This window comes from Bradyrhizobium yuanmingense, assembly GCF_900094575.1.
GTDB classification, from domain to species: domain Bacteria; phylum Pseudomonadota; class Alphaproteobacteria; order Rhizobiales; family Xanthobacteraceae; genus Bradyrhizobium; species Bradyrhizobium yuanmingense.
This window is the reverse complement of record NZ_FMAE01000007.1, coordinates 264,899-287,766: the sequence shown is the minus strand read 5'-3', so window position 1 is coordinate 287,766 and position 22,868 is coordinate 264,899. Positions and strand designations below refer to the sequence as shown.

The following is a 22,868-nucleotide window of genomic DNA, read 5'->3' as shown; positions in this document are numbered from 1 at the left end:
TGCTGCAACACGAGTCGAGCTGTTCCTGCACAAGGAACCGCATTTCACTCGCGATTTGTAGCTTCGATTTTTATCTGAAATTCACACTCGACAGAGAAGCTTCGACGCAAATCCCTGCGAGCAATTTCGTTCGCGCTGAAACCCGAGTTTGCAATGCCTGATCAAACCATCCTGTCCGCCAGCGGCTTCATCAACTCCATCGGCGTCAACACGCACGCCGGTTTCGGATGGACCGGCTACAACAACCTCGCGCTGATGGCCGACAGCCTCGAATATATCGGCGTCACCCATCTCCGCGACGCGATGGGCACGAACCCCGCTGCGCAGCCGGTCGTCGAGGGCCTGGCCGCCGCCGGCTACAAATTCGACTTTCTGGTATCGTCTGCGCTGCCCCAGTCCGGTACGGTCGGGTTGCAGAACTACATCGCCTCGCTCCAAAAATTCGCGACGAGCTATTCGGGCAGCATCACCGCCATCGAGGGGCTCAACGAGGCCAATCACCAGCCCTTCAGCTACAATGGCAGCTCCAGCCTTTCGGCCGCGGCCCAGTTCCAGAGTGCGCTCTATCAGGCCGTCAATGCCAACGCGACGCTCGCCAGCATCCCCGTCTACAATCTGTCACTGGCCTACAACGATCCGCAAGGCTACAGCCAGCTCGGCAACATGTCGGGCTCGGTCGACTATGCCAACGCCCACGCTTATGTCAGCACCGGCCTCAATCCGAGCAGCTCCATTGCGGCGACGCTGAGCGCCGTCATGGCCGCGGCTCCGGGAAAGCCTGTCGTCATCACGGAAACCGGCTACACCACGCAAAGCAATACCCAGTATCTCGGCGCCAACGAGACGGTGCAGGCCAAATCGATCCTGAACACGCTTGTCGTCGCCTACAAGGCCGGCGTGAGTGCAACTTACCTCTACGAGCTGTTCGACCGCGACTCGTCTGCAGCCAACACCAATCCCGAAGCCAATTTTGGCCTGTTCAACTCCGACGGCACGCCCAAGCTCGCCGCGACGGCGATTCACAACCTGACGACCATTCTGGCCGACGACGGCAAGGGCGGCCTGCAGCCGACTGACCCATTGAACTACACGTTGAGCAACATGCCGGCCACCGGCAACAGCATGGTGCTCGGCAAGAGCAATGGCGCCTACGAACTCGTCGTCTGGGCCGAGCCGAAGCTCTGGAACGATGCCACCGATACCGAGCTGTCCAATGCGGCCCAGACGGTGACGGTGAACCTCGGCGCCGTCCATCATACCGTGAAGGTGTACGACACGCTGACCGGCACCACAGCGATCGCCAGCTACACCGACGTCAGCACCATCACCATTCCGGTCAGCGATCACCCGGTGATCATCGAGATCGACGCGCCCCCGACGACGCCGCCCGCCCCGGACACAAGGACCAGCGTCACCGGAACGGCTGCGGAGATCGTGCCGCAACTTTCCGATCTGAGCGACTCGACGGCGCTGCAGACAATCACCCTGACCGACTCCCACGTCCTGCAGGTCGCGTCGAAGGCGACCATGGACTACATGATCGCCCATTACGGCAACGCGCTCTCGAAGATCCAGGGCGGATATTCGTTCTCGGTGACGAACTCGGCGGCGACCTGGACCAGCACGAGGACTTACGATTCGAGCGGCAAGCTGCTCTCGAAATCCGACACCGGCCTCAATTCAAGCGGGCAGCCGACCTCGACCACCATCGTCCACAGCGACGGCTCCAAGGACGTGATCAGCTACACCGGCGGCGTGCAGACTAAATTCGTTCATGTCGGAACCGACGCAACCCGGACAACCGACACCTACAACACGGCCGGCACCCTGCTGAGCGAAGTCGTCCAGAAGCCCGACGGCTATTACTCCACCACGCTCTACACGAACGGCGTGAAGACAGCCGCCTACGTCAAGAACGCGGACGGCTCGCAGGACAACTATACCTACAACATCACGGGCAAGAGCTTCACCACCCAGGTGCAGCATCTCGACGCGTCGGGGAAGGTCACTTCGGTGATCCGCAGCCATGCCGACGGCTCGCTGGACTCGACCCAGGTCTACAATAGTGACGGCAGCAGCGTGATCACGTTGTACAGCGCCACGGGAGTGAAACAGGTCGAGACCGCCTACCATGCCGATCGCAGCAAGGATGTCTGGACGTACAACATTAAGGGCCAGAACTATACGACCCAGCACGACGTCTACGATTCGACCGGATTCCTCACGACCCTGACGCGCCTGCATGCCGACGGCAGCCTGGCCTTCGAGCTGATGCAGACCGCCGACGGCACCAAGACGACCAACTGGTACAATGCCGCCGGCAGCCTCACCAGCGAGGTGGTCCAAAAGGCCGACGGCTTCGCCTCGACAACCCTCTACAGCAACGGCGTCAAGACGAAAGTTTACATCAAGAACGCCGACGGTAGTCTGGACAATTATGCCTATGGCATCACCGGCCAGAGCTACACCACGCTGATCCAGCACATCGATCCGTCCGGCAAGGTCACGTCCGTCACCCGCAAGCACGCGGATGGCACGCTCGACTATACCCAGGTCGTCAACAACGACGGGAGCAGCGTCGTCACCATCTATGACGCGACGGGAGTACGGACGAAACAATCCGAGTACCACGCTGATGGCAGCAAGGATGTCTTCCTCTTCAACATCACCGGCCAGAACTACACGACCGAACACAATGTCTACGATGCAACCGGCTTCCTCACGACGCTGATCCGGAAGCACGCGGACGGCAGCATGGCGTTCAAGCTGGTGCAGAGCAAGGACGGAACCAAGACAACGGACTGGTACGATGCCAAGGGGGTCCTCACCAGCGAGGTGATCACGAAGGCCGACGGTTACAGCTCGACAACGGTCTATACCAACGGCCTGAAAACTGCGGCCTACATCACCAATGCCGACCTGAGCCAAGACAATTACACCTACAACATCACCGGGCAGAGCTATGCCACGCAGCACCAGCATCTCGATCCGACCGGCAAGACGACGGAGGTGACCCGCTGGCACGCCGACGGCACGCTCGACTATACCCAGGTCGTCGGCAGCGACGGTGGCAGCGTCGTGACCAATTACGACGCTTCAGGCCTCAAGAAGATACAAACCGACTATCACTCCGACGGCTCGAGGGATGTCTATCTCTTCAACGTCGTCGGTCAGAACTACACGAAAGAGCACGATACCTACGATACCACCGGTTTCCTGACGCACATCGTGCGGACCCACGCCGACGACAGCCTGGCATTCACCCTTGTGCAGAGCGCCGACGGCACCAAGACCTCGGGCTGGTATGACGCCAAAGGAATTATCACCAGCGAGGTGACGACCAAGAGCGACGGCTACAGTTCCACCACGGTCTACACCGGCGGTATCAAGACCGCTGCCTATATCAAGAACGCCGACGGCACGTCGGACAACTGGAACTACAACATCACAGGCCAGTCCTACACGACGCAGCACCAGCACCTCGATGCCTCGGGCAAGATCGTCGAGATCACAAGGACCCACGCCGACGGCACTCTGGACTATACCCAGGTCATCAACAATGACGGCAGCAAGCTGACCGACATCTATAACAGCGCCGGCATCAAGACCCAGGAGATCGCCAGCCACGCCGACGGCTCGAGGGACGTCTTCCTGTTCAACTTCAACGGACAGGCCGGCGTCACGCAGCACGAGAGCTACAACACCGCCAAGGCGCTCGAGTTCATCGATCAGACCAAGTCCGATGGCACCCATAACGTCACGGCCGTCGCCAGCGGCGTGACGATCCAGGGCGGGGCCGGCAATGACGTGTTCTCGGCGGCGCCGAACTCGACGACCATCGCGTACGACCACGGCCAGGACCAGATCCTCAACTTCCAGGCCGGCAGCGGGACGACGCACGACACGATCGCGATCTCGAAACTGCTGGCGGAGGACTACAGCCAGCTCCAGATCACGCAGTCCGGCACGAACGCGCTCATCACGTTCTCGGCGACCGACTCGATTCTGCTGAAGAACGTCTACGTCTCCAGCCTGACGAGCCACGACTTCGTGTTCGTTTGAGCCAGTGAGACCTGCCCAAACGGGCGCCAACGTCGCTGGGGGCCGGGACCATGTCCCGGCCCCTGATCGCTCGTTGGTCGGGCGCCTGCCTCATCGATGAGCAAAGGGCTCTCTGCCATCCGCAATTGGATGAGCCCCATGAATTCGGAGGGATCGTCGGGTTGTGCCGCCATCGGCCGCCGCGCTTGCGAACTTGCGTCACAATTCGTCTCTAGAAGAGCGACGAAACGTGCAAGGAAACCGAGCCCCGATGGAAGCCAGTGAAGCAAGACGTTTTGTCGTTCTCGACTTCTACCGCTTCGTCGCCGCGCTCGGGGTCTTCATCTTCCACCTGAAGCTGATCGACAAGGGCATCTCACCGGCCTGGAACGGGTCCTATGGCCTGTTCGTGGACATGTTCTTCATCCTGTCCGGGTTCGTGATTTCCTACTCCTATCCTTCAACCTCGACAGGCCCGCGCTCCTATGCGCGCTTCCTCATTAGGCGGATCGCGCGAATCTACCCCTTGCATCTGCTCACATTGTTGATATTCGCGGTCCTTGCTCTCATGGGCATATCCGGTCCGACCTCGCACGCGAGCTGGACGGATTTCATTCAAAACCTCTTCCTCGTGCAGGCGTGGGGTATCACAGATCATCTCAGCTTCAACTCGCCGGCTTGGTCCATCAGCGCCGAGCTGTTCTGTTACCTATTATTCCCATTGTTCATGCTGCTGGCCGGGAGGATCTCGCCGCTGATGCTGGCGATCATCGTCGCGCTCTCTTACGGCATCCTTGCCCATGCTCACCTGCCGATCTGGCAGGAACGCTCTCAGATGTACGGGGCAACTTTCGATTTCGGGATGTTACGGGCGCTTCCGAGCTTCCTGAACGGGATTCTGCTAACCGTCCTGTTCAGGCTCTCGAGCGACTATCGCAAGAAGCCGGTCGCATTCGCCGGAATAGCGCTGTTTGCCGTCTCGGTTCTGGTTCTCAACTTCTTTGCCAAGCCCGACCTTGCAATCATACTGTTCTCTCTCGCGATCCTCGTCACAGCCACGGGAGAAAGCGCCTTCGCGCGGTTTCCCGGCTCCGACTGGCTTGGCCGCCTCGGCAACACGTCATATGCCATCTACATGGTGCACGAAGTGCTGTTGATCCTGCTCTTCAAGCCGGCTTGGCACTATTTCGGACTTCAGCCAAGCATGTTTCCGGTGTTTGCATTGGTCTGCTGCATCGTTCTGACAGTCGTTGCCGACGTGACATATCGCTACGTCGAAGATCCCGCTAGAAGATTGATCAACCGGCTTGCGCCTGGCGGGGCAAGATCAGCCCGCGTCCCGAAGCCCGAGCCGCTCGGTCTTGCCGAGGCCAGACAGGCGGCCAACGCAAGCTAGCTGGTGCGTGCAGGCCGAATTCTGGCTAGGTCTTAGACGATCGCCGCACACGACCCAAGACTTCCTGCCATATCCGCACCACGGCCGGCCGGGCGACCGCCATGACAACGGCAAGATAGACCGAAGAACCAAGCAGCACGAGCGCCGCGAGACGCAGCCATGGCGACGTGGCCGGCATGGTAACGGAGGCAGCAACGACCGCGCATGCCATCACCGCGGAGCCCGCAAGTGCCGGCATCAGCGCCGCAGCATAGGGCCTGATGCCGAGCGCCAAGATCCGCATCGAGGCTCCGGCGGACAGTGGATACAGCAACAAGGCGCGAACGACGTAGCCGACAGCGATCGCGATAAGGCCAAATGGCGCAGCGACGATGAAGATCGCTATGTTCGAAACCGCGTATATCAGCGTCAGCCAAGTCTGCCAGTGCGGTTTGCCGAATGCCAGGATCACCGAGTGATTGTAGAGGCCGATTGTGGTCAAGAACCCGGTGATCGACATGATCGCGAGTAGAGGGGCGGCCTCGCCCCACTTGGATCCGAAGAAACCGACGATGAGATCCGGCGCCAGAGCCGCTATCCCCGCGAAAAGCGGGGCTGTCAGCAGTGACGTGTATTTGACGAAGTCGACCAGCGTCGAACGCGATGCTTCCCGGTCATGCTGGAGGCCAGCGATGGTCGAAAAGAACACGCGGTTCAACGCATTCCCGATCACGGTACTCACGGCGTTGACCAGGCGCTTGGCAAGGCTGTAGAAGCCCGCGCCGGCGGCGCCGGTATACCAAGTGACGAAAATCAGATCGGAATTGGCATTGGCAAAGTTCGTGATTCCCGTCAGCGCCACGTAGCGCGCATAGCTCAGCAGATCGATAACAGCCTGCCGGCTGACCCGGAGCCGAGGGCGCCAGGGCGTCAGGATCCAAAGGCTGACCAGCGAGATCAACGAAGTCGAGACGAGCTGTCCGACCAGCGCAACGACCCCGTATCCCTGTATCGCCAGCGCGATCCCTACCGCCCCGCCGATAGAGATTGAAGAAAGCGAACGGATGGCGAGGGATCGAAAGAGTTGATTGCGCGTCAGCCAGGCTTCGTGCGTCCGTGACAGGCCTTGCACGGCCACCACGATGCAAAATCCCTTGAGAACGATGGCAAGATCCGAAAGACCGGAGAATCGTTCGATGGCGCCGCTCGAGGCGAACAGTGCGAGTGCTGCAAACAAGGAGAGGCCCGCGATGAGCCAAAACGAGGCAGTGTAATCCTCATCCTTCGGATCGGGACGCGCCTGGACGGCAATCGCGATGCTCTCGATCAGGACTGCCCGGCAGAACTCGAGCGCCAGCGCTCCCGTTGCCACGATGCCGAGAATCTGCGGCGACAGCAGCCGCGCCATGATCATGTAGATTGCGAGCGTGAGCGCCTGCCCGACCGCGGAATCGAGCGCCGACCAAATGACGCCCGAAACGATCGAGCGCGGCTTGATAATCTCGTGGCGCAATTGGAAGCCTGTCACAATTCGGGGTTAGGTCGACATTCGTCGAGAGCCATTGGCTGCTATGGTCCAATAGTCGCCTTGTTTACGAGGACACTACGGCAAGAAAGCAGCTACATCCGAGGCAGCATGAATTTTCGAGGCAATCTACGACGGCTGATCAACGAGGTCGGCTGCGACTTTATTCATCAACTGCCCTATCCGCACGTGGACTTGTTCTTCTGGCGTCCCGACGACGGAACGATCAATTTCGGTGATCATCTTTCGATCGTTGTCGTTGACCATCTCTTGCGGCAATTCGGCTATACGCTCGCCGATGAGGTGCCGCGGCAAGCGCGCTTGTTCGCGATCGGCTCCGTGCTCCACTACGCGCGAAATGGCGATGTGATCTGGGGAAGCGGCGTAAACGGACGCCCCGGCCAAGGTGACCTCAACCATCGCGTGCAGAATTTGGACGTGCGAGCGGTGCGCGGCCCCCGTACCCGGGAAGTTCTGCAGCGCCGGGGCATCGCGGTTCCCGAAGTGTTCGGAGATCCGGCCTTGCTGCTTCCTCAGCTGTTTCCGAATCGTTTTCGCCCTACTGCCAAGAAGCCGTGGGTGTTTGTTCCGAATTTGCACGATTTGAACATCGTCGACCCTGCCGCCGATACGGTGGTCTCACCGCTGGGATCCTGGAACCGGCGAATTGACGCCATTCTCGAAGCTGAACTGGTTCTGGCCAGCTCGCTCCACGGCATCATCGTCGCCGAGGCATTCGGGATACCGGCTCGATACGTACGGCTGAGCAGCGGAGAGGCTGAGTTCAAGTATCATGACTACTATGAGGGCACCGGCCGGTTCGCCGTCGAGTTTGCGACGAGTATTGATGAAGGTCGCGAGATGGGGGGAGCTGCGCGCCTCAACTTTGATCATCGTGCCTTGATGAGTGCATTCCCGATCGACCTCTGGAGCGGAAAGAACTAGCATGGCCAAGCGCCTCCGCGTGGCCATCTACGCGCCGCATTTTGCGGAATATTCCTACCGCCTCGCATCGGGACTGGCGCATCATTGCGACGTTCGGCTTGTGCTCAACCGCAAAGACGCGAACCAGCAATGGGAGCTTGCCGATATCGCTGTAACGGCGCCGTTCGAGACACGGATTCGCGACCTCAGTCTGCGGCGCGGCGGCGCAATCGGCATCCCTGCCTCGTTCATCGACATAATTTCCTTCCGCCCGGACGTGATCCATTGTCACGAAGTTCCCGAGATCTACACGTCCAAGCTGATTCAGCTCCTGCGTCCGCTCGGCATTCCCCTGGTGCTGACCGTTCACGATGCTATCCCGCACTCGGAGGGCGGCTCCGGCACCTCGCCCCGTGAAGATGCCTGGCGCGGACGCATGCGTGCGGCCGCCTCGATCGTCACGACGCACGGCGAGAGCTGCATTGCAGATTTTCATCGCGCCTCGCCCGACTTCAAGGGCGAGACGGTTTCCAGCATGCACGGCGTGCTGATGGTTCCGCCGGACAAAAGCTCGTTCACCGAGCCCGAATCCGGACGCATCCTGTTTTTTGGACGGATGTGGGCTTACAAGGGCCTCGACGTTTTCATCGACGCGATCGACATGTTGGCCCAGCGCGGCGTCGCGCATGAAGCGATCGTCGCCGGGCGCGGCCCCGAGATGACACGGCTCGGCGCCCGGATGGAGGCAATGCCGACGGTCAAGACCATCAATGCCTACATTTCGCCTGCGGATACCGGACGTCTATTTCAATCTGCTACGGTGGTTGCCTTGCCCTACAAGGATGCATCACAAAGCGGGGTGCTCGCATCCGCCTATGGGAATGCGCGTCCCGTCGTCGCCAGCGCCACCGGTGGCATTCCCGACGTCGTGACGGACGGCGTCAATGGTCTCCTGGTCCCTCCCGGCGATGCCACTGCGCTCGCCGATGCACTCGAGCGCGTGCTGACGTCGAATTCACTCGCCACAACGTTGGCTGACGGCGCGCGGCAGACCGCGGCCGGCCCTCTGAACTGGGACCACATTGCCGAACGGTTGCTTGGATCCTATCACAGGCTCGCCGGTCGTACCGTGTGAGCGCGACACGCGCTTTCTCAAGCCGATTGCCCCACTTTCAGCGGTCGAAAGAACGTGCTGCGGAACGCGCCGTCCAGCAAGCGCCTCAGCCGGACCTCGATCAGTTCATAGCTGATCGCACTTGCAGCCAGTGACATCACCAGCCCGAGTCCGATGAAAGCCGCCCATAGCAACCAGCGGTCGACGCCGGCGGCAACCAGCTTCAGGCCAACCACTTGCAAGGGGAAGAGCACGAAGGGGTGCACGAGATAGAGGCTGTAGCTGATCTTGCCGATATATTGGAGCGCCGGCGTGCTCAGGGCCTTCCCGAGGCCTGATTCCGGGGCGAGCACCATGGCGAACAGCAGAAATCCGGGAATGAGGCCCACGAACGGATGAAACAGCACCAGGCTCGCATACAGCGCGGCCCCGCAGACGAGCCCTGCGACCAGACCAAGCCGTCCGGGAATGGAAATGCGAAATCCCGTCGCGCTGAACAGCATCCCGATGCAGAAGAACGCGGTGATCGGCCAGCGCATCAGGCAGGCCACGCCCAGCAGGATCAGAGGCGCAGCCAGCAGCCTGCCGCCGGCGCGCCACATCGAGAATGTCAGCGCAAACCAGATGTAGAATGCCCACTCATAGGTCAACGTCCACGCATTCTGCTGGGCAATGGGCAGGCCGAGCGCGTCCTGCACGAAGAACAGGTTGGCCGCAAAGATCCCGAGATAGCTGGTGAGATCGATGCCGCGGAAGAACTTGTAGGCCACGATCGGCCCGATCGCGAACAGCGCAAGATGAAGCACGACGAACACCGGCATGATGCGCAGGACGCGGTCGAAGAAGAACCGCGACAGCGAACCGTGGCGTATCAGACTGGCCGGGATCAGGAAGCCGCTGATCATGAAGAACAGCTCGACACCGTGCCCGCCGACATTGATCACAGATTGCAGCCAGGGCCAGATCGGCGGCAAGAATCCGGGGTTCGGGATGTCGTACATGCCTGCCTTCGGCATGTCGTAGAAATGATCCATCAGCACGCTCAGCGCCGCGATGGCACGAAGGCCCTGGACCGAAGGAAGGAACGATCCGTCATAGGCGGTGCCCGGCTGGTGAGGTGCCTTGATCACTCTGCGGCACCCTGGGTGCTGAGCACTGGCTCGAGGACGACAGGCTTTCTTCGCGCGGAGCGGAATCTTTGCCCGAAGGAAATGCTGGGCTTCTCGATGAACGTGTATGTCATCCAACTGACGAGGATCGACAATGCCAGGATGACGACCAGGAAGATCGACCATCCGAGGGGTCCGTCGCCGAACCATACCAGGCGGTGGACGTAGACGATCGCGAACGGCGACATCAGATAGACCGAATAGCTGATCACGCCGACGAATGCCATCGGACGCCAGGCCATCCGTTCGCCGAACACGGCAAAGCCGATGAAGACAAGCGCCGCGGAGATATAGGCCGATCCGATCGAATAACTGTAGAAGAAATTCTCGTGATACACGCCGCCGAACCGGCGGTCGGACAGGGTGGCGGCGAAGACCGCATACAGAAGCGTGCAGACGGTCACATGCGTCCACCGCAGCTTGCCGCCAATGACGGTGTCGCGGATGATCTTGCCCAGGAACATCGCCGAGAGGTTCAAGCCGACCTCCATCACCGAGGAGACTGCCCTGCTCTCAACGAAAAGTGCAGCTGTGGTTCCCACCAGCGCGGCGGCAACGACGATGGTCACCGCCGTGAAGCGCCGGTTGAGCAGCCCCATCGCAAAGAGAATGGTGCATCCGACGTAGAACAAGAGTTCGATCGCCAGCGTCCAATAGAACACCCAGAGATTCGGGACGTTCACGAAAGTCTGCAACATCGTCACGTTAGCGGCGATCTGCCCCAGCGGAAAACTCTTCGAATCCAGCAGCTGCACCGACACGAGCCCGACAACGATCGAAGTCCAATAAGCCGGATAGAGCCGGAAGAAGCGGCTGATCGTAAAATCGCGCACAGGCGTGGCGCTGTCCGGGAAGCTGAACGGAATGACGAAGCCGCTCACGAAGAAGAACAACACGACCCCGAACCGGCCAAAGTTCATGTAGTAGCCGAATATGTCGTGGAGGGGCCCGTAATAGACACCCGTCGGGTGCTTTTCCAGGATGACCTCGAATACGTGCTGGACCAGGACGGCCAGCACGGCAATGCCGCGCAGCGTGTCGATGAATGCGAGCCGTTTATGCATTGTTCGTTCTCACCTGCTTCCGCTCGCCGCCGGTACATCCGGGCGGAAGCCTTCTAATGACGGCATCGGTGGCCGTACGATGATTGGCACGGCGTCGCCCGCCCGCGCGGTGGTCGCGCGCCGCGAGAACACCTCGCTGAAGCTCAACGCGATGATCAGCAGGCCGGACGCCGGGCCGTAATTCAGAACGGTGATCGTGAACAAGTTGACGACGAAGATCAGCGTCAGCTTGTAGACGTCGGTCGTGCCGAACGTCGCCCGGAATACCATCACCATGAATGCGACGAACGGGAGTCCGAACATCAGATACGTGCCGATGTAGAAATTGTCGACGGGAACCCAGAAGGCGGCGAGCGGCGAGAACAGCTTCTGCGGATAGTTGAAGCAGCCCACGCCGCAGCCGGTCACGAGACCAACGGGCATGAGCTGGCTCAGGTAGACGAACGGCAGTTGCCAGCTGTTGTTGATGCGGTCGACGATGCTGAACAGGGTCGTGTGCGGCACCGCGGCGGTACCCGAAGCGAGCACGATCATGAAGAACGGCACCAGGATCGCGGCAAACGACCACAATGCAATGTTCCGTATCGCGGTGAAGCGCGACTTCTCCGGGAGCATCCGCACGAACACCAGCAGAATCAAGTAGAGCACGAGGACGATCATGGTCGTCTTGCTGGTCGTCAGACGGATGATGTAGACCGCAAGGGAGCCGTACAGAAGGCACCAAATCGTGCTCTTACGGATCGACGTAATTGCGAAGGACACGAGTATGAAGAAGGCCGCCATGGTACTTTCGGCAGCAAAGCCCGTGAGACGCTGATCGTCACCGCCATAGGCCCACCATAAGCGACCCGCCTCACGAACGGCGCCGAAGGACTCATATTTGTATCCGACCCAGGGCATGAAGTAGAATTTCGTCAGCAGCACGCCGATCAGCGAGAGGTAGAACGTCGCGGCGATGACCGACAGCAACTTCTTGTAGGAGCCCAGACTGGCGTCGCAGAAACAAAATCCGACGAACACCGGGAGCATCATCTTAAACGACGACATCGCCGCGTTGACCGTCCCCAGCATGAAGTAGCCGAGCACCAGCGACAGCATGATCTGCACGAGGACAACTGCAGCCATGATACTGCGATTGCGCAAGATGCAATGCACGATGAACTGGACCAGGCACAGAAGCGCAATGCCATCCGGCACGAACCAAAGCGCGTCCAAATGCATGATGCTGGTGTAGTACCGCATCATACCGCCGAAGGCATCCCGGACCAGATAGGCTGCGAGCGCGATCGCCTCGATATTGAGGCTGATCAGCATCATCCTGCGGGGTTGCAGCGCGAAGGTGCTCATGCGCGGCTCAGTTGCTCAGTCGCGCCGATCGGGCGGGGGATGGCGCAAAATCCGGGGGGCTTCCGAATGCATTTCGCAGGAGCCTGCCGCCGGGAATTTCGACATAGAGATAGGTGAGGTGCGAAACCGCGAGCACGGCGGCCAGTGAAACGACGAGATTCAGCGTCGCCGGCAGGCCTGCCCAGATCGAATCCAGGGCGGCGATTCGCCCCGCCCCCACGCCCCGCACGAAGTATTCAGCCAGCAGCACCACGAGCGCGTGCACCATATAGATCGAGTACGAACGACGCCCCAACCAGATCAGCGGCTTGGCCACCAGGATCCGCGGCACCAGCAGCGCATCCGGAAAGGCCAGCAGGCTGCCGAGGAAGATCGCGAACATCACTGGCGCGAGGAAGGTCGCGGCAGGATTGGCCTCAGCCAGGGACACCAGGACGATGCTCGCGATCATGGCGACGAATTGCAATGCGCCCTGCGCGGCAGGTCGCGGCTTGGCCGGCAGGCGATCGACGATCCTCACCATCAAGACGCCCAGGAAAAAGCCGACGAAGCAGCGTAGCAAGCCGAAATCCGTCTGAAGCTCGATGCTCTTCTTTTCGAGCACGAAGATGATGAAGACGAGACTTCCGACCGCGAGCAGCCCGGAGAGGACATAGAACCACGCCAGCGAGCGCATGCGCAGGGCAATGAGAACGATCAGACCAAACACCAGGTAGGTGTAGAACTCAACGCTGATGCTCCAGCTCGGCGCATTCCAGCTGAGATAGTCGATGAACCCCATCGAGTGGAGAAGCAGGACGTTGAGGCCGAAGGAATAGGCATTGTTCACTTCGAACGCCGCAGGCGCGGCGACGACCACCCCCGCCATGACCAGGCCGATGCGCAGCAGGCGAAAGACGAGGTTTGCCAGCAGCATGACGATATGCAGCGGGTAGACTCGCGCCAGGCGCCGTACCATAAATTCGCGCAGCGAGAAGCGCGTGAAGTCGTTCTCGACATAGCTGAGCGCCATGACCATTCCGCTGAGAACGAAGAACAGATCGACCAGCAGCCATGCACTCCTGAAGAAGGAGCAGTTGATCCAGGCGTTGTGCGGGAATGCCGCGAGAAAGGTTGGCATCAGCAGCAGATGGTGGATCACCACGGAAGTCGCGGCGATCCCCCGGATGCTGTCGAGCGGCAGGACGTGCGCCTTCTCACGATGAACCAACTCCGTCACATCAACATTCCGTAGCTGTTGCACCGCAGCAGTGTGTATCAGGTCTCAACGCGTGATCAATCTCTGCAATCACGGAGCCGCATTCGATGCATGACGACCGACAATAATTTCAAAGCTTGCAGATCATTCGGACATGCGAGCGCCAAGTTCATGCCACTTTTCATCCGACGTGCGCCTGCTTCGGCGCGCAAGCCAATCGGCATGGGATGATTGCGAGTATTTGCGCGCAAGTGTGCGCGAAATTCGGCACTGTTGCGATCGAGGCCCTTGCAGCACATTGATTGCTGCGTGCCAATGTCGCGCGAAAAAATCTTTCGCCAATGGGGAACAATAAACGCGCGTCGTGACTTGTGTCGGTTTTGCGACGAGCGGCTGCGCGAGTGCCCGATATGTTTTCAGGTTGCAACATTCATGGGCGTGATTTGCCGATCTCGCAGGCATTGTAGAACTTGTTTTTGCAACCGGCGAACAAGCGGGCTCGCGTTTGTTTTGTCGCCCGCTTTGCATCAGCTATTGCGTCGCACAAAAAGATGACACAGTTACCTGTCAAGTTTCGCCTGTTCTCTTACTGCAACAGAAGCAAGGAACACGGATGGGCCGCGGACTAACACGTCGTCATGCGCAGCCGCGATGGCTAGCGATTGTCTTGATTGGTTCTGCGCTGATTGTGTCGAGCGCTGGTGCTTGCCGCGCGCAGTGCGTCGAATTCTCGGACCGCGCCTCGCAACTCGAACTCGACACCTTCGTGAAGTCGCCGTCCTCGCTCCTCGAGCGGCTGCGCAATGACAAGGAGAAGTTGCGGTATTGGCTCGCGCGCTATGTCGCGACGAATCCGTCGGTGCTGCCGTCCGTCCAGACGCTCATCTCGGCGTCGGCTTCGGCCGATCGCTCGTCCATCGGCGCTGCGCTGCGCCTTGCCGAAGCACGTTGCACGTCGACCAAGCCGGACGCCGCGCGCAAGATCAGGGATTTCGTGCAGCGGATCGGCGATCTCAACGTGCAGGCCGGTTATTCCGGCGCCGGAGAGGATGGCTCCGGCGTCCAGGCCCAATCGCAAATCAAGACCTCGCCGCAGCCGGGCCGTGGCGGAGCACTGCTCGAAGGCGAGTGGAGAACCAAGCTGGCCAATCCATTCAAGCCCGTCCCCCTTCCGAATTGATCCATGATTGTCAAAGGCAGCGAATTAGCACATGTACCAGCCTAGGGAACATTTCCAGTCGGGGCACCGATTCGGCATCGAATTCGGCGGGGCGGTCCTCAGCTTCGAGCGCGTGGCCGACGTCCTTCGCCGCCAATGGCCGATCATCGCGGTCTGTACGGGAGCTTCGCTGGCCCTGGTGATCGTCTACCTGGCCATGGCGCAGCCCATGTATACGGCAAATGCCCGCATCATGATGGATACGCGGCAGACGCAAGTTCTGGACAAGGACAGCAACGCCAGCAGCGCCCTGATCGACACGGGCTACGTCGACAGCCAGGTGGAGATCATCAACTCGGACGACCTCATTCTGTCCGTCGTCCGCCGCCTGAAGCTGACAGAAGACCCGGAGTTCAACGGCTCCAAGCCCGGCCTGCTCTCTATCATCATCGGCAAGCTGACATCGCTATTCGGCTCCGGCGAACCAGCAAGCCAGGAGCGAATCGAACATGCAGTCGTCCAGCAGATTCAGAAGAATCTGCGTACGGAGCGCGTGCTGACGACATATGTGCTGTCGCTGAGCTATAAAGCGCGGAGCCCCGACAAAGCCGCCAAGATCGCCAACGCGATCGCCAATGCCTATCTCGTCGGCGCCCTGGAGGCCAAATATCAGTCCACCAAGCGGGCCACCGAATGGCTGCAGCAGCGCAGCCTCGAGCTGAGCGAGCAGGCATCGGCCAGCGATCGCGCCGTCCAGACCTTCAAGGCCGAGAACAACATCGTCGGAACCAGCCGCGGCCTGATGTCCGAGCAGCAATTGTCGGACCTCAACACGCAGCTAGTTCAGGCGCGGGCTGCGACCGCCGAAGCCAAGGCCCGGCTTGACCGGATCGACACGATTTCCGATCAGGATGTTGCGCAATCAACCGTGACGGATGCCCTCAACAACTCGGTGATCACCCGTCTGCGCGCTCAATATCTCGACCTCCAGGCCCAATATTCCGACTGGTCCAGGCGCTACGGCAAGACCCACCTTGCGGCGGTCAATCTGGCCAACAAGATGGACGAGCTGCGCAAGAACATCGCCGACGAGCTGCGTCGGATCGCAGACGCCTATCGCAGCGACTACGAGATCGCGAAGAGCCGGGAGGCCTCGCTCGAGAAGAACGTGAAGGAGCTCGTCGCCCAGGCCGGCAACAAGGGCCAGGCCGAGGTCAAGCTGCGCGATCTCGAAAGTGCCGCCGACACCTACCGCAATCTCTACAACAACTTCCTGGAAAAGCTGCAGAGCGCGACGCAGAACCAGAGCTTTCCCCTCAGCGAGGCCCGCCTCATCAGCACCGCCACCAAGCCGGACCGCAAGAGCTCGCCGCGAACGGTCCTCGCCCTCGTGGGCGGCCTGGTCGGCGGCCTCTGCCTCGGCTTCGGCGCGGCATTTGCGCGTGAACTGCTGAGCGACGTGCTGCGGACCCCCGGCGAGGTCGAGGATGAGCTCGGCGTGAAATGCCTCGGCGTGCTGCCGGACATACGTCCGCCGACGAAGGCCGGCGCGTTGCTCTCGACGCCAGCGAAGACCGGCCCTCCCGATCTCTCCCGCTACGTCGTCGATCATCCGTTCTCACGCTTTGCCGAGACCTTGCGCAACATCAAGGTTTCGATCGACGTCGCGCGTCTGACCCGCGAGATCAAGGTGATCGGCATCGTCTCCTCGCTTCCAAAGGAGGGCAAGACGACGGTGGCCGCCAATTTCGCGCAGCTGATCGCCCTCACCGGGCATCGCACGGTTCTGATCGACGGCGATCTGCACACGCGCTCGCTGACGCGGGAGCTCGCGCCCAACGCCAAGACCGGCCTCGTGGAGGCTCTCAACGATCCCGCGAACCTCGGCTACCACGTGCAGCGAAGCAAGGAGACGGGACTGGATTTCCTGCCCTCCGTAGTGGCTTCGCGCATGGTCAATTCGGCCGACGTCATCGGATCCAAGGCAATGGCCGAGCTGCTCAAGGTGCTGAGGGAGCACTACGAGTACATCGTGATCGATCTCGCCCCGGTGATGCCGGTGGCCGATTCCAAGGCCGTCAGCTTCCTGATCGACGCCATGGTCTACGTGATCGAATGGGGCCAGACCACGCGAACCGCTCTGCAGGAGTCGGTTTCGGGTTCGGAAGTCCTCCAGAAGAAGCTGATCGGCGCCGTGCTCAACCGCGCGAACCCGAAGATGCTCAAGCGCATCGAGGCCTACAAGGGCAAGCACCACAACAGCTATTACGTCGAGCACGCCTAGGCGGAGGCGAGGCGCCGCTCCCTGGAATGAGCTCGGGCCCGTTGCCAATTGGCAGCGGGCCTTATTCGTGCTTGGCGGTCGCTTGAAGGGCATCCCGTGCGCCCCGCACACGGACCGAGATGCGGCAAGGGCTCCGGACCTGCTCGCGGGCTCCGTATTCGTCCGGAATCCACAACTTGCAGTTATTGCTCTAGCCAAAAGCAAGGATTGACGGATACGGTGGTCGCCGGGAAAGTTGTGCCGGTGCCATCAGCTGTCAATAAGACGAGACGATCCGAGCCTTGATGCCTGAAAATGCCGAAACTTTAGGCATCTTTCTTTCTCGGTTCCCCGGGGCTAATCTCGGTTCATTACTCGCAGTTATTTTTCCGGTAGGCTCGGATGCTGATCGTCCTGACGATTTTGACTATTTGGGTCCTGCTCAACATTCTGTTCGTGTTGATCGTGGTCCCTCCACGCAAGCCGCTCCGCCACCCCATGGCGACGACGCTCTCACCCGCGCCCATCGACCCGAGCCGGCGCCAGATCGAGCAGGACGAGCCTTTCTCGATCCGCCATGTCATCGTCTCCGTCGCAATGGGAGCCTTCTTCGTGCTCGTGCCGCCGCTGCTCGCGCTGCGCGATGCGATCATGCGGCTCTTCCGCAGGCCGCCGCGAAATGGAACCTGAGCCCCGGGACGGAGGTTTCCGGCGATTGAGAGATCGAGCGGCTAATAGGCCTCCTGGAACATCACGGCGGACGCGGTGCGGGCCATGATCTTCAGGTCGAGCCAGATGCTCCAATTGCTGACGTACCAGACGTCGTACTCGACCCGCTTTTCCATCAGATCGATCGTTGGCGTTTCGCCCCTGAATCCGTTCACCTGAGCCCAGCCCGTCAGGCCCGGCTTCATGTGATGGCGGTAGACATACTTGCTGATCAGCTCGTCGTAGTAATTGTCATGGGCGAGCGCGTGTGGACGCGGTCCCACCAGCGACATGTCCCCACGCAGCACGTTCCAGAGCTGCGGCAGCTCGTCGATGCTGGTCATGCGCAGGAAGCGCCCGATCTTGGTGACCCGGGCATCCCCCTTGGTCGCCTGGGTCACCGTGTCGCCGTTCTCGGCAACCGTCATGGTGCGGAACTTCCAGATCTCGAACGGCTTGCCGTTGAAGCCGCGGCGCGACTGCCGGAATATGACGCTTCCCGGCGAATCCAGCTTGATCAGCACGGCTACCGTCAGCAGCAGCGGCGTCAGCAGCACGAGCGCGAACAGAGCGACGCCGACGTCGAGACAGCGCTTCTGCAGCCGCTCGAGAATGGTGAGCGGCGGCCGCTGGATCTCGACCGCGACGGTTCCGCTGACCGGCAGGAACGGACGGGTCACGAGGTCGGCAACGGAATCGTCCGGCAGCAGGCGAATGGGCTGCGGAACGGCGCGCAAATATGGCCCGAGCTTGCGCAGCATCGGCAATTCGTTCCAGTCGATCGCGAGCAGATATTCGTCGACATCGGCCGCGCGCGACTGACGGATGACGTCGCGAATCTGCCGCTCCCATTGGCCGTCATCTCGGTCCTCTCCGAGCACGAAATGGCGCATGACGTCGAAGCCGTTCCTGCGCAAATCCTTGAAGCGGCTCGAGGTGAAGTCGAGCGGCTTCAGGCTGAGCAGGATCACCTTGCGGTCGACCAGGCGGCTTCTCGCAAAGCTCGTGCCGAACACGGCCTGCCAAACGAAGCGCAGGCTGATCAGGCCGAGCCCGCCGATCACGGCGAAGACGATGACGGTGCCGCGCGACAGATTGTCCGTCGATTTCAGCAGGAAGGCCGCAACGGCGAGGATCGTGAGCGACGTCAACCAGATAAACGCCGCCATTCGAAGCTGCCAAACCAGATTGAGCAAGCGGTGCGTGGAATAGACGTCCCGGAAATAGGCGATCCCGACGAACACCACACCGACAAACAATCCGGCTCCCACCGATGCACCGTCGGGTGGCGATGCGACCACCACGCCATACAGCGAAGCTCCCGCCGCGTAGCTCAGCAGGATCAACAGAAAGTCAGCAGCGATGACGACGACCTGAAAGGGCCTCTGAAGCGCACTGCCGCGCGCAGATGACAGCGCATGAGCGCTTTCAGAACCGTAAGTTGCAACAGCCATTCGAACCTCTGCGTATCGAGAGAGTGCCTGACGCTCATCGTGATGCTGAAGACTCGTCAATTCCCCGCACGGAAAGTGTTGGTCGATCGCAGCGACATTGTGGCGCTGCACGCGAAACTTTTGCGGCGCACGGACGATGTGTCGCGTTGAGATGCGCGGCGAAATTCGGTGCGCTGAAAATGTCGTCACAGTGCTGACATACGAGCGAACGAACTGCCCTATTTTGAATCAAGTTCCGCATCTCATGCGATGCTATCGTTGCACGAGACGCTGTTCGCTCAAGTTTGAGGCGCTGCCTGCTGCCGACGAACGCAAACTCGGATCACTCGCGAGAGCTTCCTCGAATTTCTATCTGGGGGTGTATGCGAGAATTTGCGGCGGGTCATGCAGACTTGCCGCGCACTTCGGGCAGCGATGCAATTCCCGCGGTCCCATCTCGTTCCTGCCGCCATTAAAAAACAATTCGGCAAAAAAAAGCCGTGCCCTTCTTTTGGCGTGATCGGGACCGACAACGAGCTGCGGCCCCACGGAACTCGCGTTGTTCGCGTTGGATGGACGCTCTCCGGTGCCGGTGACTTGGGGATCTTTTTTCCGACCACCCGATCGATGAGCGCCATGAAATCTTTCGCGCGATCCCACCCGTCGCTTCCCAAACCGCAATTGCCGGACGGCGTCCGCATTTACGCGATCTCGGATATCCACGGCTGCGCGCATCTGCTCGAGCCCATGCTGCGGGTGATCGACGCCGACGTTGCGCGCAGCCGGCCGCGCTATGCCGTCGAAGTCTTCATGGGTGACTACATCGATCGCGGCCCGGATACGCGTTCCACCCTCGACATCCTGGTCGAGCGGAGCCGCCGGGGGAATGCGGTCTTCCTCAAGGGCAACCACGAGGCCTTTCTGGTGAGGGTGTTCGAAGACCCTTCATTGTTCGAGGACTGGATCGCCTTCGGCGGGACCCAGACATTGATGTCCTACGGGCTTGCTCCACCCGATCTCAGGCGCGACGAGCCGGCATCGATCCTGCGCGACTTGATTCGCGCCATGCCGACCGAGCATCTGGAATTCCTGGACAATCTGCGGCTGAGCTTCAGTTGCGGAGACTTCTTCTTCGTCCACGCCGGCGTTCGCCCGGGCGTGCCGCTCGCCGAGCAGACCGAGCGCGATCTGCTCTGGATTCGCGAGGAATTCCTGCAGAGCGAGGAGCAGTTCGGCAAATATATCGTCCACGGCCATACGCCGGTCCGCAGCGCCGAACTACTGGCCAACCGCGCCAATATCGACACCGGCGCCTATGCGACCGGTAACCTCACCCTGATGAGCATCCAGGGAAGCCGCATGCTCGCGGTGTGATGAGCTTCAGCCTCCTGCCACCGATGCGCGAGACCGTCTCAGGGAGGGAATAAACGTCCGCAATTTCTAGTTGAGCAACGTCGGCTGCGCCGGCCGCGCACGCGTCTGGGCCATCCAGTCGCTCCAGGCTCGCTCGTGCTTGACGTAGAGCTCCACCCAACGTTCGCCATGCCTGGCCTCTCGGACGCGCGCCGCCTCCCCGAGCAGCTCGGCGCCGGGACGGGTGTCCGGCTTGTCCAGCGCTTCGAACTCGATCGTTTCCGAGATCGTCAGACCGACAAGCACGCGCTGTCCGGCGCCGTCAACGATGTAGCGTCGCGGCGCATCCTTCTTGGGCTCACTCATGTCGTCATGTCCGATCGGGTTCAGTGTGAAGCTGGATACCGTCATCGAATGGGACGATGCCTAGAAGGCTCGCCGGGCGTGGCCGAACGTCGAGGTCGGAGCGGGCCGCGAGGCCCGGCGCGAGGCGCTGCTGGATGAGCTCACGGTTCTTCGTTGGACGCGCCAGGCGCGTAGCGCGTATCCGAGAATGAGACCAGCGCCGAAAATGGAAGCAGAGACAAACGCAGAAGTCATGAGAGTCGTCCTGAATCGTGCGCGTCCTATCAAGAGTGAGCAGTGTGTCGACATCATGGTTCTCGAGGATTCACGAGCGCCGAAAAAATGTTCAAGGTTCGATCGCTTCCATGCATGCCGCGCGCGCGGCAACGCTGCCGACCTCTATCTGACCTCGTCACGGCCAGTGATGATCTTCGAACACCTTATATATTGGCGACTACACACTAAGAGACGTTCTCGTAGACCATGCGTCTGGGCCGGTCGCGGCCGAGCCGGGACGCGCCTCGGCGAAACCGTGCACTTCCGCAACAGGGAATTTGGCACCCACCGGCCAACCCGTGCCCTTGCAACCATCCGGAACCCGTCGCATTATCGCACATCGCATTTTATGAGGGATTCAATCCAATGAACTTCCGCGCCGTTGCTTCATCCATTGCCCTGTCCGCTCTCGGCCTCACTTTGGCAGCATCCGCGACATCAGCCGCCGAGCTCGCGCTTGCCCCGTCACAGCGGGCGGCCGCCGTCCAGGGCGGACTTGTGTTCTGGGACGACGTCTACCCGCCGGCGGTCTATGGCCCGCAGCTGCGCCCGGTCGAAGAAGTCGCAGCGATGAAGGCGCAGGCACGGCCGGTGTCCCAGCGCTGGTGGGGTTATTGGTACGTGCGCTGACGCGCCGGACCGGCAGTCTAATCGCAGCCCAGACGTCCGCAATCATCAGCCGCCGCGCCGAGCAAACGGTAGCGGCGGTTTTCATTTGGGCGGCTGGAAGATGCCGAATCGGGCGCGACGATTCGAGCCTCGAGCCCGACCTGATGCACCTGATAAAAAGCGGCGTGGTCGCCCTGCCGAGCCGCCATGCGGGAGAAAACGGCGACCTTTGAGTAGCTTGCGAGGCGGCAGCGAAGCGCGGCCGCGGCGCGAACAGGTCTCAGAACAGGAGACGATCAGGGCTCCTACAGGGTCTTAGCAGGGCCCTAGCAGGCTCGACTCAGGCGCGAAAATCCGCACAACGCTGAACGGCGGTGTGTTTGAGAGCGCCGGCGGATTTGCCGGTGACAAGCACAAGCCAATACTAAAAAGAGGAGTGCAATGATGCACTCCTCTCGCAGTCAGCTCAAAAGCGGCTGTTGGCGTCGGATCCCGCTAAATCGGATAATAATGCCGATCTATAGTCTGCTTCAGCAGGCTCAGCGCCCTCTTAAATTCGTCTGTGACGTCCTCGGGGAACTGACGCAAACGGTCTTCGCTTTCGGCAATGAGGCGCAAGTTTTCAAGCTGCCGATTGACGTACTCAACGATGAACCGATCCTTCCGCTTATAATACTGAGCCATGGCACGCGGATCGCCTGACACCGCCTTAAAGATCAGCTGCTTGTCTATCGCGACACGCGCGGGGACCATCTCGCGCCTATTTCCAATAACAATGGGAACCAATGTCTCGTCGGCTTCGAAAAAGTCGCGGCGAACCTGATCATCGCAGATGGGGTGCGGCTGCTTCCGCGGGCGTCCATTCAGATTGCCTGACGTGCCCTTTGCGAACTGTCCCTTTAAATTACGATTCATAACTTTACTCCTCGAAAGTGGTTCAAGGAGGTCGCCCAAAATGAGAATGG

The 22,868-nt window shown here is 60.6% G+C and carries 17 protein-coding genes; 9 read left to right on the top strand and 8 right to left on the bottom strand.

The annotated features are described in order from the left end of the window. Positions 1–153 precede the first annotated feature (153 nt). Together GA0061099_RS25920 and GA0061099_RS25915 are read left to right on the top strand one after the other, a co-directional pair. Entirely contained in the window at positions 154–4,062 is a 3,909-nt protein-coding gene (locus GA0061099_RS25920) for an RHS repeat domain-containing protein (protein WP_036024722.1), read from the top strand. 250 nt (positions 4,063–4,312) lie between these two features. Then, positions 4,313–5,437: an acyltransferase family protein gene (locus tag GA0061099_RS25915; RefSeq protein ID WP_050995921.1), complete on the top strand. Its 1,125-nt coding sequence runs from the start codon at positions 4,313–4,315 to the stop codon at positions 5,435–5,437. A gap of 25 nt (positions 5,438–5,462) precedes the next feature. On the opposite strand, the gene GA0061099_RS25910 is transcribed toward GA0061099_RS25915, so the two are convergent. Then, positions 5,463–6,929: a lipopolysaccharide biosynthesis protein gene (locus GA0061099_RS25910; protein WP_050995920.1), complete on the bottom strand. Its 1,467-nt coding sequence runs from the start codon at positions 6,927–6,929 to the stop codon at positions 5,463–5,465. Between the two features lie 123 nt (positions 6,930–7,052). On the opposite strand from GA0061099_RS25910, the gene GA0061099_RS25905 reads away from it, so the two are divergent. After that, positions 7,053–7,886 carry a polysaccharide pyruvyl transferase family protein gene (locus tag GA0061099_RS25905; RefSeq protein ID WP_050991696.1) on the top strand — a complete coding sequence of 278 codons (834 nt, stop codon included), beginning with the start codon at positions 7,053–7,055 and terminating at the stop codon, positions 7,884–7,886. Between the two features lies 1 nt (position 7,887). Continuing rightward, a complete protein-coding gene (locus tag GA0061099_RS25900) occupies positions 7,888–9,000 on the top strand; it encodes a glycosyltransferase family 4 protein (RefSeq protein ID WP_050995919.1) in 1,113 nt (370 codons plus the stop codon). Positions 9,001–9,017: 17 nt separating this feature from the next. Here GA0061099_RS25900 and GA0061099_RS25895 read toward each other — a convergent pair whose 3' ends face one another. Genes GA0061099_RS25895 through GA0061099_RS25880 form a run of 4 tightly spaced genes read right to left on the bottom strand, consistent with a single transcriptional unit; the run spans position 9,018 to position 13,778 of the window. Further along, the gene (locus GA0061099_RS25895) at positions 9,018–10,109 is read right to left on the bottom strand and encodes an acyltransferase family protein (RefSeq protein ID WP_036024720.1); all 1,092 of its coding nucleotides are present in this window, start codon (positions 10,107–10,109) and stop codon (positions 9,018–9,020) included. After that, positions 10,106–11,212: an acyltransferase family protein gene (locus GA0061099_RS25890; RefSeq protein ID WP_036013947.1), complete on the bottom strand. Its 1,107-nt coding sequence runs from the start codon at positions 11,210–11,212 to the stop codon at positions 10,106–10,108. The genes GA0061099_RS25895 and GA0061099_RS25890 overlap by 4 nt, the downstream gene beginning before the upstream one ends. Before the next feature lie 9 nt (positions 11,213–11,221). After that, complete coding sequence (locus tag GA0061099_RS25885) at positions 11,222–12,559, bottom strand: hypothetical protein (protein ID WP_036013949.1); 1,338 nt, start codon at positions 12,557–12,559, stop codon at positions 11,222–11,224. A 7-nt stretch (positions 12,560–12,566) separates the two neighbouring features. After that, complete coding sequence (locus GA0061099_RS25880) at positions 12,567–13,778, bottom strand: acyltransferase family protein (protein WP_225136233.1); 1,212 nt, start codon at positions 13,776–13,778, stop codon at positions 12,567–12,569. 592 nt (positions 13,779–14,370) lie between these two features. On the opposite strand from GA0061099_RS25880, the gene GA0061099_RS25875 reads away from it, so the two are divergent. The 3 genes from GA0061099_RS25875 (at position 14,371) to GA0061099_RS25865 (ending at position 17,869) form a co-directional block, all read left to right on the top strand. Next, the gene (locus GA0061099_RS25875) at positions 14,371–14,937 is read left to right on the top strand and encodes a hypothetical protein (protein ID WP_240538212.1); all 567 of its coding nucleotides are present in this window, start codon (positions 14,371–14,373) and stop codon (positions 14,935–14,937) included. A gap of 31 nt (positions 14,938–14,968) precedes the next feature. Further along, entirely contained in the window at positions 14,969–17,200 is a 2,232-nt protein-coding gene (locus tag GA0061099_RS25870; protein WP_036013953.1) for a Wzz/FepE/Etk N-terminal domain-containing protein, read from the top strand. A gap of 381 nt (positions 17,201–17,581) precedes the next feature. Continuing rightward, entirely contained in the window at positions 17,582–17,869 is a 288-nt protein-coding gene (locus tag GA0061099_RS25865; protein ID WP_036013954.1) for a hypothetical protein, read from the top strand. Positions 17,870–17,910: 41 nt separating this feature from the next. Here GA0061099_RS25865 and GA0061099_RS25860 read toward each other — a convergent pair whose 3' ends face one another. Next, entirely contained in the window at positions 17,911–19,341 is a 1,431-nt protein-coding gene (locus GA0061099_RS25860; RefSeq protein ID WP_036024717.1) for an undecaprenyl-phosphate glucose phosphotransferase, read from the bottom strand. A 615-nt stretch (positions 19,342–19,956) separates the two neighbouring features. Here GA0061099_RS25860 and GA0061099_RS25855 point away from each other — a divergent pair. Further along, positions 19,957–20,694, top strand: coding sequence for a metallophosphoesterase (locus GA0061099_RS25855; RefSeq protein WP_081492935.1), 738 nt, complete (start codon positions 19,957–19,959; stop codon positions 20,692–20,694). A gap of 66 nt (positions 20,695–20,760) precedes the next feature. On the opposite strand, the gene GA0061099_RS25850 is transcribed toward GA0061099_RS25855, so the two are convergent. Next, complete coding sequence (locus tag GA0061099_RS25850; protein ID WP_036013999.1) at positions 20,761–21,039, bottom strand: hypothetical protein; 279 nt, start codon at positions 21,037–21,039, stop codon at positions 20,761–20,763. Positions 21,040–21,660: 621 nt separating this feature from the next. Here GA0061099_RS25850 and GA0061099_RS25845 point away from each other — a divergent pair. Continuing rightward, entirely contained in the window at positions 21,661–21,924 is a 264-nt protein-coding gene (locus tag GA0061099_RS25845; protein WP_036013974.1) for a hypothetical protein, read from the top strand. 474 nt (positions 21,925–22,398) lie between these two features. Here the strand turns inward: GA0061099_RS25845 and GA0061099_RS40305 are convergent, their stop codons facing one another. Beyond that, entirely contained in the window at positions 22,399–22,818 is a 420-nt protein-coding gene (locus GA0061099_RS40305; RefSeq protein ID WP_036013975.1) for a DUF5681 domain-containing protein, read from the bottom strand. Between the last annotated feature and the right edge of the window lie 50 nt (positions 22,819–22,868).

What these genes read in the sequence shown, in the direction of transcription:
- GA0061099_RS25920 (WP_036024722.1), top strand. Translation starts at nt 154, where the DNA reads ATGCCTGATCAAACCATCCTGTCCGCCAGCGGCTTCATCAACTCCATC.
- GA0061099_RS25915 (WP_050995921.1), top strand. Translation starts at nt 4,313, where the DNA reads ATGGAAGCCAGTGAAGCAAGACGTTTTGTCGTTCTCGACTTCTACCGC.
- GA0061099_RS25905 (WP_050991696.1), top strand. Translation starts at nt 7,053, where the DNA reads ATGAATTTTCGAGGCAATCTACGACGGCTGATCAACGAGGTCGGCTGC.
- GA0061099_RS25900 (WP_050995919.1), top strand. Translation starts at nt 7,888, where the DNA reads ATGGCCAAGCGCCTCCGCGTGGCCATCTACGCGCCGCATTTTGCGGAA.
- GA0061099_RS25890 (WP_036013947.1), bottom strand. Translation starts at nt 11,212, where the DNA reads ATGCATAAACGGCTCGCATTCATCGACACGCTGCGCGGCATTGCCGTG.
- GA0061099_RS25885 (WP_036013949.1), bottom strand. Translation starts at nt 12,559, where the DNA reads ATGAGCACCTTCGCGCTGCAACCCCGCAGGATGATGCTGATCAGCCTC.
- GA0061099_RS25875 (WP_240538212.1), top strand. Translation starts at nt 14,371, where the DNA reads ATGGGCCGCGGACTAACACGTCGTCATGCGCAGCCGCGATGGCTAGCG.
- GA0061099_RS25870 (WP_036013953.1), top strand. Translation starts at nt 14,969, where the DNA reads ATGTACCAGCCTAGGGAACATTTCCAGTCGGGGCACCGATTCGGCATC.
- GA0061099_RS25865 (WP_036013954.1), top strand. Translation starts at nt 17,582, where the DNA reads ATGCTGATCGTCCTGACGATTTTGACTATTTGGGTCCTGCTCAACATT.
- GA0061099_RS25860 (WP_036024717.1), bottom strand. Translation starts at nt 19,341, where the DNA reads ATGGCTGTTGCAACTTACGGTTCTGAAAGCGCTCATGCGCTGTCATCT.
- GA0061099_RS25855 (WP_081492935.1), top strand. Translation starts at nt 19,957, where the DNA reads ATGAAATCTTTCGCGCGATCCCACCCGTCGCTTCCCAAACCGCAATTG.
- GA0061099_RS25850 (WP_036013999.1), bottom strand. Translation starts at nt 21,039, where the DNA reads ATGAGTGAGCCCAAGAAGGATGCGCCGCGACGCTACATCGTTGACGGC.
- GA0061099_RS25845 (WP_036013974.1), top strand. Translation starts at nt 21,661, where the DNA reads ATGAACTTCCGCGCCGTTGCTTCATCCATTGCCCTGTCCGCTCTCGGC.
- GA0061099_RS40305 (WP_036013975.1), bottom strand. Translation starts at nt 22,818, where the DNA reads ATGAATCGTAATTTAAAGGGACAGTTCGCAAAGGGCACGTCAGGCAAT.